Source organism: Thalassospira sp. UBA4513 (assembly GCF_002388495.1).
GTDB classification, from domain to species: Bacteria; Pseudomonadota; Alphaproteobacteria; order Rhodospirillales; family Thalassospiraceae; genus Thalassospira; species Thalassospira tepidiphila.
Genome location: NZ_DGMR01000030.1, coordinates 112,902 through 120,591 on the forward strand (window position 1 = coordinate 112,902; position 7,690 = coordinate 120,591).

Below are 7,690 nucleotides of genomic sequence, written 5' to 3' on the forward strand. Positions count from 1 at the left end.
AACCCGCATGTCTATCTTGATACGGTTGTGATGCTTGGCGGTATTGGCGGCCAATATCCAGCGGACGAAAGACTTGGCTTTGCCTTGGGCGCCATGAGTGCCAGTTTTGTCTGGTTCTTTGCCATTGCACTAGGGGCTGCATGGCTTGCCCCCTATGTCGCACGCCCAATCACCTGGAAGATCATTGATGGCGTAACCTGCGGCGTGATGTGGCTGGTGGCCTATAGCCTGCTGGCACCGGAAATACGGGCGCTCATCGCGAACTAGAACGCCATATCGAGTACGCCCTACTCGTCCATCGCTTCCTTGAAATGCCGACGACAGACCGGGACATAACGATCATTCCCGCCGATTTCGACCTGTGCCCCTTCGCGGACGGGTTTGCCATCTTCATCAACCCGCAAAACCATGCCGGCCTTGCGACCGCAGTGGCAGATGGTTTTAAGCTCATTAAGCTTGTCTGCCCAAGCCAGCAGCCATTTGGAGCCTTCAAACAGCTGCCCCTGGAAATCGGTACGGATGCCATAGCACAGCACTGGGATGCCATGGATGTCGGCGATATCGGAAAGCTGCCAGACCTGGTCTTTAGACAGGAATTGTGCCTCGTCAATCAGGACACAATCGACTTTCCCCTTTTCGACCTGCTCAAGGATCAGGGCCGTCATATCGGTATTGGCATCAAACAGCAGTGCCGGTGCTTCAAGACCAATGCGCGACGCAATCTTGCCTTCGCCAAAGCGGTTATCAAACGCCACTGTCATCAGCAACGTTTCCATGCCGCGTTCGCGGTAATTGAAACTCGCCTGAAGCAAGGTGGTCGATTTCCCCGCATTCATGGACGAGTAATAGAAAAACAGATTGGCCATGCGTCTCCCCCGAAAGTCGTCACAGGGAAATAGCCCAACAATCACGAATGATCAATATGGCTGTCGCTTTGAACTTGCCCATTGCGCGAAATATCGATTTCACGCATTTCTCGCCGCATATAATCCAGAAGCGACTGAACCTTTGCACTGCGGGTCACCCCACCTGGATAAACGGCATAGATCTCAAGATCCGGTAGCTTGCAATCAGGCAAAACCCGGATTAACTCGCCGTTGTCAATTTCCTGCTGAACATCACATAACGGAACAACCGCCAAGCCATGACCTCCCCGCAAGAACTGCAATCTGGCTGTCGCGTTATCCACCCGAACACTGCCCGACACACGGATATTTCGGGTACCGTCGGCGCATTGAAGCGTCAGCGTCTCAGGAACGCGGCTATACATCACCCATTCATGTTCGGATAAATCATCCGGGCTTTCGGGCAATCCGAACTTGCTGACATAGGACTGGCTCGCCGCGATGATCCTGTGGGTCTGATAAAGTTTGAAATTCTTGAGTTCCGAATTTTTCAGTGGCCCGGAACGCACGGCAATATCAATGCCGCGACCAATCAGATCGACAACTTCGTCGCTGAGATGCACATCAATCGAGACACCCGGATAGGTTTGCCTAAACCGGTCAAGGATCGGCACAATTCGAAGTGTGCCAAGATGAACCGAACAGGTCAGCGATATCTTTCCCACCGGGTCGTCACGCAGTTCTTCGACGCGTTTTCGCGCAGCTTCGGCTTCAAGGGAAATGGTCCGGCAACTGTCATAATATCGTGCCCCCGCATCAGTCAGGCTGAAACTGCGTGTGCTTCTGCGCAGTAAAGGCACGCCAAGGCGGGTCTCAAGCTGGCGAATTTGATGGGAAATGGCAGCACGGCTGAGCCCCATCTTCCGCGCAGCCGCAGAAAACCCGCCTTCGTCAACAACGCGGGCAAAGATCATCATCGCCCGAACTTCATCAAGTGCCGACATTCTATATGCTCATTAAATTTGACAATGTGTTCACTTCATCAATCTTTTGCAAATTCTGTCAGCCAGTTATGATGAGTGCAAATGAATTCCACGCATGGAGGAACTGATGCGTATTTTGATGATTGTTACGTCGCATGATCAGATGGGTGACACCGGACACAAGACCGGTATCTGGCTCGAAGAGTTTGCAGCTCCCTACTATCGCTTCAAGGATGCCGGGGCAGAGATCACGCTGGCATCCCCCAAAGGCGGCAAACCGCCCCTTGATCCCAACAGTCAGGTGCCCGACGCCCTGACCGATGCGACCGAACGGTTTGAAAAGGACGAAGCGGCAAACGCTGTTTTCGCCAACACCGTCACCCTTGACGGTCTGAAAGCCGATGATTTTGACGCCCTGTTCTATCCGGGTGGGCACGGTCCGCTCTGGGATCTGGCAACTGATCAGAAATCCATTGCCCTGATCGAGGCGTTCGTTGCCCAGAACAAACCGGTTGCTGCCGTCTGCCATGGCCCGGCCGCCTTGGTGAACGCCAAGACGCCAGATGGCAAACCGCTCGTTTCGGGCAAACGTGTTACCAGCTTCACCAATGATGAAGAAAAGGCTGTCGGCCTTGAAAACGTTGTGCCGCTGTCGATTGAAGACGAATTCAAGAAGCACGGCGCAACGTTTGAGCGTGGCGATAACTGGGCTTCCTATGCGGTTGTTGATGGCAAACTTGTCACCGGTCAGAACCCGGCATCAAGCGATGCAACGGCCGATGAAGTCATCAAACTTTTGTCTGCATAAAACTGCTTGACCTTCCATCTACTGGAACCTCCATACTGCGTTCATAGACACCGATCATATGGAGAAATCTGATGGTAAAACTGAAGGTCGAAAAAATGAGCTGCGGTCACTGCGCAAGTGCCGTGACCAAAGCAGCAACCAAGGTCAGCGGCGTTGAAGGTGCCGAGGTTGATCTGGCAAATGGCGAAGTCGCCGTTTCTGGAAACCCGGACGTCAATGCCCTGATCGCGGCGATCACCGATGCCGGCTATCCGGCATCTGAAGCCCGCTAGAATAGTAGACACCCACGTTCGCGTCCCCCACCCGAACGTCAGAGCCGCCAGTAGTGAAAATATGCTGGCGGCTTTTCTTTACGCTGCGTGCTCGTTTGTGCAACCATCGCCACAAACAGAAAGCGGCACAAAATGACTCTTCATATTACTGCCCTGTGCGGAAGCCTTCGGCAAGCATCGATCAACAGAACGCTCCTTCAAGCGGCACAAAAGGTTGCAAGCCCCCATGGCGCAACCGTTCATCTGTTTGATGGCTTGGGCCACCTTCCGATCTTTAATCCGGACAATGAAGATACCGATGATCGCAATGTCGCGGCGTTTCGAGATGCACTTCGCCGCGCGGATGCAGTCCTGACAGCCAGTCCCGAATATGCCCATGGTGTTACCGGCGCGATCAAGAATGCCCTTGATTGGGTGGTGGCCAGTGGCGAATTCATGCAAAAGCCGGTCGCCTGCCTGAATGCGTCCGGCCGCGCAACAATCGCACAAGCAGCATTGATTGAAACCATTCGCACCATGGATGCACACATCGTCACTGACGCGTGCATAACGATCCCGCTGAACGGCAAGAACTTTGACGTTGATGATATCTTGCGCCATCCGCCCAGCCGGTCCTTACTTGAAACCGCGCTTCGACACTTAACGGCTGCTATTCCAAGCGAAATTCAAAACCAGGCCAATTAGTCATACAAAAAAAGCCGCCCAAACGGGCGGCTTTTTCTTTGGTCTGATGATTACAATCAGCCGAGGATTTTATCGCGGAGCAGCTTGTTGACCATGCCCGGGTTGGCCTTGCCACCCGTGGATTTCATGACCTGACCGACAAACCAGCCAAGCATCTTGTCCTTACCTGCGCGGATCTCTTCAACCTTGTCCGGGTTCGCGGCAATGACTTCGTCAATTGCCGTTTCAATCGCACCGGTATCGGTGATCTGCTTAAGACCTTTTTCCTCGACGATCTTTTCCGGATCCCCGCCGGTTTCGATCATGATTTCAAAGACATCCTTGGCGATACGGCCAGAAATGGTGTCGTCAGAGATCAGGTCGATCAGCTTGCCAAGGTTTTCGGCCGTTACCGGGCTATCGGCAATCCCGACTTCTGCCTTGTTCAGCGCACCGAACAGGTTGGTGATCACCCAGTTCGCCGCCAGTTTGCCATCACGGCCCTTGGCAACAACTTCGTAGTAATCAGCCTTTTCCTTTTCGGCGACAAGAACACCGGCATCATATGCCGACAGACCGTTTTCACGCATGAAGCGGGCCTTTTTCTCGTCCGGCAGTTCCGGCAGTTCTTTTTCGATTTCCGAAATGAACGCGTCATCAAATACCAGCGGAAGCAGATCCGGATCCGGGAAATAGCGATAGTCATGTGCCATTTCCTTGGAACGCATCGAACGGGTTTCGCCTAAACGCTGATCATAAAGACGGGTTTCCTGCTGGATTTCACCGCCACCTTCGATCACTTCGATCTGGCGTTTTGCCTCGATCTCAATCGCCTGCATCACAAAACGGATGGAGTTGACGTTCTTGATCTCGCAACGGGTACCAAAACCTTCGCCCGGACGACGCACTGAAACGTTGGCATCACAGCGCATGGAGCCTTCGTTCATGTTGCCATCGCACGTGCCAAGATAACGCACAATCGCGCGCAGCTTGGTCAGGTATGCACCGGCCTCTTCCGGCGAACGGATGTCTGGCATGGAAACGATTTCCATCAGCGCCACACCCGAACGGTTCAGGTCGATATGCGAATATTTCGGGTCCTGATCGTGCATCGACTTACCGGCATCCTGTTCAAGATGCAGGCGTTCAATGCCAACCGACTTGGTCGAACCATCAGGCATATCCAGAATGATCGTGCCTTCGCCGACAATCGGTTTGTCGAACTGCGAAATCTGGTAACCCTGCGGCAGATCGGCATAGAAATAGTTTTTGCGGGCAAAAACGCTTTCCTTGTTGATCTTGGCCTTAAGACCCAGACCAGTTTTAACCGCCTGACGCACGCATTCTGCGTTCACGACCGGAAGCATGCCCGGCATGGCCGCATCAACGAGGCTGACGTTGCTGTTGGGCTCGTTACCGAACTTGGTCGAAGCACCAGAAAACAGCTTGGACTTGGAAATGACCTGGCAGTGGACTTCAAGACCGACAACGATTTCCCACGGGCCGGTAGAACCTTCAAGAATATAGCTCATGGATCAGCCCTCCTGCCCGGCAGGTTTTGCGGTAAAGTTGGCAGCACTTTCGAGCACGCCACCAACACGCAGAACGGTTTCTTCATCAAACGGCTTGCCAATCAGCTGAAGCCCCAGCGGCAATCCTTCGGCCGAAAGACCGGTCGGCACCGAAATGCCCGGAAGACCCGCAAGGCTTGCCGGAACGGTGAAGACGTCATTGAGATACATCTTGACCGGATCACCTTCGTTTTCACCAATCGCAAAGGCCGCAGACGGTGCGGTCGGCGTCAGGATCGCATCGACCTGACCAAACGCACCTTCGAAGTCCTGATAAATGCGACGACGGACTTTAAGCGCCTTGTTGTAGTAGGCGTCATAATAACCAGCCGACAGCACATAGGTACCGATCATGATACGGCGCTGGACTTCCTTGCCGAAACCGGCAGCACGGGATTTCATGTACATGTCATCAAGGCTGTCGCCGTCATCCATGACACGCTGGCCGTAACGAAGGCCGTCATAACGTGCGAGGTTCGACGACGCCTCTGCCGGGGCGACGATGTAATAGGTGCCCAGCGCATATTTGGTGTGCGGAAGGGTCACATCGACAACTTCGGCACCGGCATCTCGCAGCATGGCAACGCCGTTATCCCAAAGCTTGCTGATTTCTTCAGGCATGCCTTCGACACGGTATTCCTTCGGAATACCGATCTTCATGCCACGGATGTCACCGGTAAGGGCCGCCTCGAAATCAGGCACGGCAATCGGTGCAGACGTGCTGTCCTTGGCATCGTGACCCGCCATCGAGCCCAGCATGATCGCCGCGTCGCGAACGGTTTTGGTCATCGGGCCCGCCTGATCAAGCGAGCTTGCGAAGGCAACAATACCCCAGCGCGAGCAACGACCATAGGTCGGCTTCAGGCCAACAATACCGCAATAGGATGCCGGCTGACGGATCGAACCGCCGGTATCAGTACCGGTGGCTGCCAGCGCCATGTTGGCAGCAACAGCAGCCGCCGAACCACCGGATGAGCCACCCGGAACCAGATCCTTGCCGGATTTGTCTTTCCAAGGGTTGATCACGTTGCCGTAATAGGACGAGGTGTTTGACGACCCCATGGCGAACTCGTCAAGGTTCGCCTTGCCCAGCATCACCGCACCATTGCCAAACAGGTTGCTGGTGACAGTGGATTCATACTCCGGTTTGAAACCTTCAAGGATGTGCGATGCCGCCGTGGTCTGGACACCTTCGGTGCAGAACAGGTCTTTGACCGCAATCGGCAGGCCTTCCATTTTGCCAGCACTGCCCTTGGCGCGCTTGGCATCGGATGCCTTGGCCATTTCCATGGCCTTTTCCGGGGTTTCGGTGATGTACGCATTCAGATTGCGATGTGCGTCCATCGATTTCAGGTGTGCTTCGGTCAGTTCGACCGAGGTATAATCACCCTTTGCAAGCCCGTCGCGGGCTTCTGCAAGTGTCAGCTTTGTCAGATCAGTCATTATTCAACCACCTTGGGCACAACAAAACAGCCAGCATCGGTCATCGGTGCATTTGACAGCACTTTTTGCTGGATATTGCCATCGGTGACTTCGTCCTTGCGCAGCGGCAGGGTCAGATCGGCAACAGATGTCAGCGGCTCGCAGCCTTCAACATCAACTTCTTGCAGTTCCTCGACAAAATCGAGGATACGGGTCAAATCTCCCGCCAGTTCGGAAAGGCCTTCTTCGGACACGTTGATACGCGAAAGATAGGCAATACGGCGAACTGTTTCCTTATCCAAAGACGACATGGATGAAAGTCTCTCTTAAGGAATGACAAAAAACCCGGCAGAGAGATATCTGCCAGAACGTGAATTACAGCGCGGAAACTAGCACCCCGCCGCCCCTGCCGCAAGGGTTCGAAGCAACGAAGAACGCCTGTTGTCGCGCTGTCTGACAGATAAAACTGTCACGCGCGAAAATATCACCTGCCCAGATCGGATCGGGCATACGAAAACAAACAGGCCGACAACAAGAATGTTGCCGGCCTGTTTCGTGTTTATGCCCTGCCCCGTGTTACGCGACAGAATGCCAGATCGGCTTAGCCCGGGCTCATACCGCGCAGACGTTCGGAACGACGACGCAGCAGCTCCACGGTCAGAAGCAGCAGGATCGAGACAGATACAAGGATCGTCGCGGCTGCCAGAATGGTCGGCGAAATCTGTTCGCGCAGGCCGGTATACATCTGCCATGGCAGGGTTTGCTGACGGGCAGAACCGACAAACAGGACCACAACCACTTCATCAAACGAGGTGATAAAGGCAAACAGACCGCCCGAAATCACACCTGGCAGGATCAGAGGCATCTGAACCTTGAAGAAGGTGGTGACCGGATTTGCCCCCATGTTTGCCGCCGCACGGGTCAGTGACTTGTCAAAGCCAACCAACGTCGCGGTGACCGTGATGATGACAAACGGAATACCCAGAACAGCGTGTGCCAGGATCACCTTTACATAGCCGACAAATGCCTGGTTGAGGCCAAGATTAAGCTCAAGCCAGTTGCCCAGCGGCGCGTAGAAGAAGAACATGCCGGTGGCCGAAATGATCAGCGGCACGATCATCGGCGA

At 54.2% G+C, this 7,690-nt stretch carries 10 protein-coding genes; 4 read left to right on the forward strand and 6 right to left on the reverse strand.

Annotation, left to right across the window (positions count from 1 at the left end; translation table 11 throughout):
• Positions 1-267, forward strand: a 267-nt coding sequence (locus tag B2T33_RS12120; protein WP_286792103.1) for a LysE/ArgO family amino acid transporter, incomplete at its 5' end; no start/stop codon positions are given.
• A gap of 20 nt (positions 268-287) precedes the next feature.
• Here the strand turns inward: B2T33_RS12120 and B2T33_RS12125 are convergent.
• Complete coding sequence (locus tag B2T33_RS12125; protein WP_286792104.1) at positions 288-866, reverse strand: thymidine kinase; 579 nt, start codon at positions 864-866, stop codon at positions 288-290.
• A 41-nt stretch (positions 867-907) separates the two neighbouring features.
• The gene (locus B2T33_RS12130; protein WP_286792105.1) at positions 908-1,849 is read right to left on the reverse strand and encodes a LysR family transcriptional regulator; all 942 of its coding nucleotides are present in this window, start codon (positions 1,847-1,849) and stop codon (positions 908-910) included.
• A gap of 106 nt (positions 1,850-1,955) precedes the next feature.
• On the opposite strand from B2T33_RS12130, the gene B2T33_RS12135 reads away from it, so the two are divergent.
• The 3 genes from B2T33_RS12135 (at position 1,956) to B2T33_RS12145 (ending at position 3,592) form a co-directional block, all read left to right on the forward strand.
• Entirely contained in the window at positions 1,956-2,636 is a 681-nt protein-coding gene (locus B2T33_RS12135) for a type 1 glutamine amidotransferase domain-containing protein (protein WP_286792106.1), read from the forward strand.
• Between the two features lie 71 nt (positions 2,637-2,707).
• On the forward strand, positions 2,708-2,908 hold the full coding sequence (locus B2T33_RS12140; RefSeq protein ID WP_008890769.1) for a heavy-metal-associated domain-containing protein: 201 nt from the start codon (positions 2,708-2,710) through the stop codon (positions 2,906-2,908).
• 132 nt (positions 2,909-3,040) lie between these two features.
• Entirely contained in the window at positions 3,041-3,592 is a 552-nt protein-coding gene (locus B2T33_RS12145; protein WP_286792107.1) for an NADPH-dependent FMN reductase, read from the forward strand.
• Positions 3,593-3,648: 56 nt separating this feature from the next.
• On the opposite strand, the gene gatB is transcribed toward B2T33_RS12145, so the two are convergent.
• From gatB to B2T33_RS12165, 4 genes are all read right to left on the reverse strand, one after another.
• On the reverse strand, positions 3,649-5,103 hold the full coding sequence (gatB, locus tag B2T33_RS12150; protein WP_008890771.1) for an Asp-tRNA(Asn)/Glu-tRNA(Gln) amidotransferase subunit GatB: 1,455 nt from the start codon (positions 5,101-5,103) through the stop codon (positions 3,649-3,651).
• 3 nt (positions 5,104-5,106) lie between these two features.
• Positions 5,107-6,585: an Asp-tRNA(Asn)/Glu-tRNA(Gln) amidotransferase subunit GatA gene (gatA, locus tag B2T33_RS12155; protein WP_286792108.1), complete on the reverse strand. Its 1,479-nt coding sequence runs from the start codon at positions 6,583-6,585 to the stop codon at positions 5,107-5,109.
• Complete coding sequence (gatC, locus tag B2T33_RS12160; RefSeq protein ID WP_008890773.1) at positions 6,585-6,875, reverse strand: Asp-tRNA(Asn)/Glu-tRNA(Gln) amidotransferase subunit GatC; 291 nt, start codon at positions 6,873-6,875, stop codon at positions 6,585-6,587. The genes gatA and gatC overlap by 1 nt, the downstream gene beginning before the upstream one ends.
• 290 nt (positions 6,876-7,165) lie before the next feature.
• A partial coding sequence (locus B2T33_RS12165; RefSeq protein ID WP_286792109.1) for an ABC transporter permease occupies positions 7,166-7,690 on the reverse strand: 525 nt, incomplete at its 5' end.

Bases quoted from the DNA above. Each gene is read 5' to 3' on its own strand.
- B2T33_RS12130 (WP_286792105.1), bottom strand. From the start codon at position 1,849: ATGTCGGCACTTGATGAAGTTCGGGCGATGATGATCTTTGCCCGCGTT.
- gatB (WP_008890771.1), bottom strand. From the start codon at position 5,103: ATGAGCTATATTCTTGAAGGTTCTACCGGCCCGTGGGAAATCGTTGTC.
- gatC (WP_008890773.1), bottom strand. From the start codon at position 6,875: ATGTCGTCTTTGGATAAGGAAACAGTTCGCCGTATTGCCTATCTTTCG.
- B2T33_RS12125 (WP_286792104.1), bottom strand. From the start codon at position 866: ATGGCCAATCTGTTTTTCTATTACTCGTCCATGAATGCGGGGAAATCG.
- B2T33_RS12140 (WP_008890769.1), top strand. From the start codon at position 2,708: ATGGTAAAACTGAAGGTCGAAAAAATGAGCTGCGGTCACTGCGCAAGT.
- B2T33_RS12135 (WP_286792106.1), top strand. From the start codon at position 1,956: ATGCGTATTTTGATGATTGTTACGTCGCATGATCAGATGGGTGACACC.
- B2T33_RS12145 (WP_286792107.1), top strand. From the start codon at position 3,041: ATGACTCTTCATATTACTGCCCTGTGCGGAAGCCTTCGGCAAGCATCG.
- gatA (WP_286792108.1), bottom strand. From the start codon at position 6,585: ATGACTGATCTGACAAAGCTGACACTTGCAGAAGCCCGCGACGGGCTT.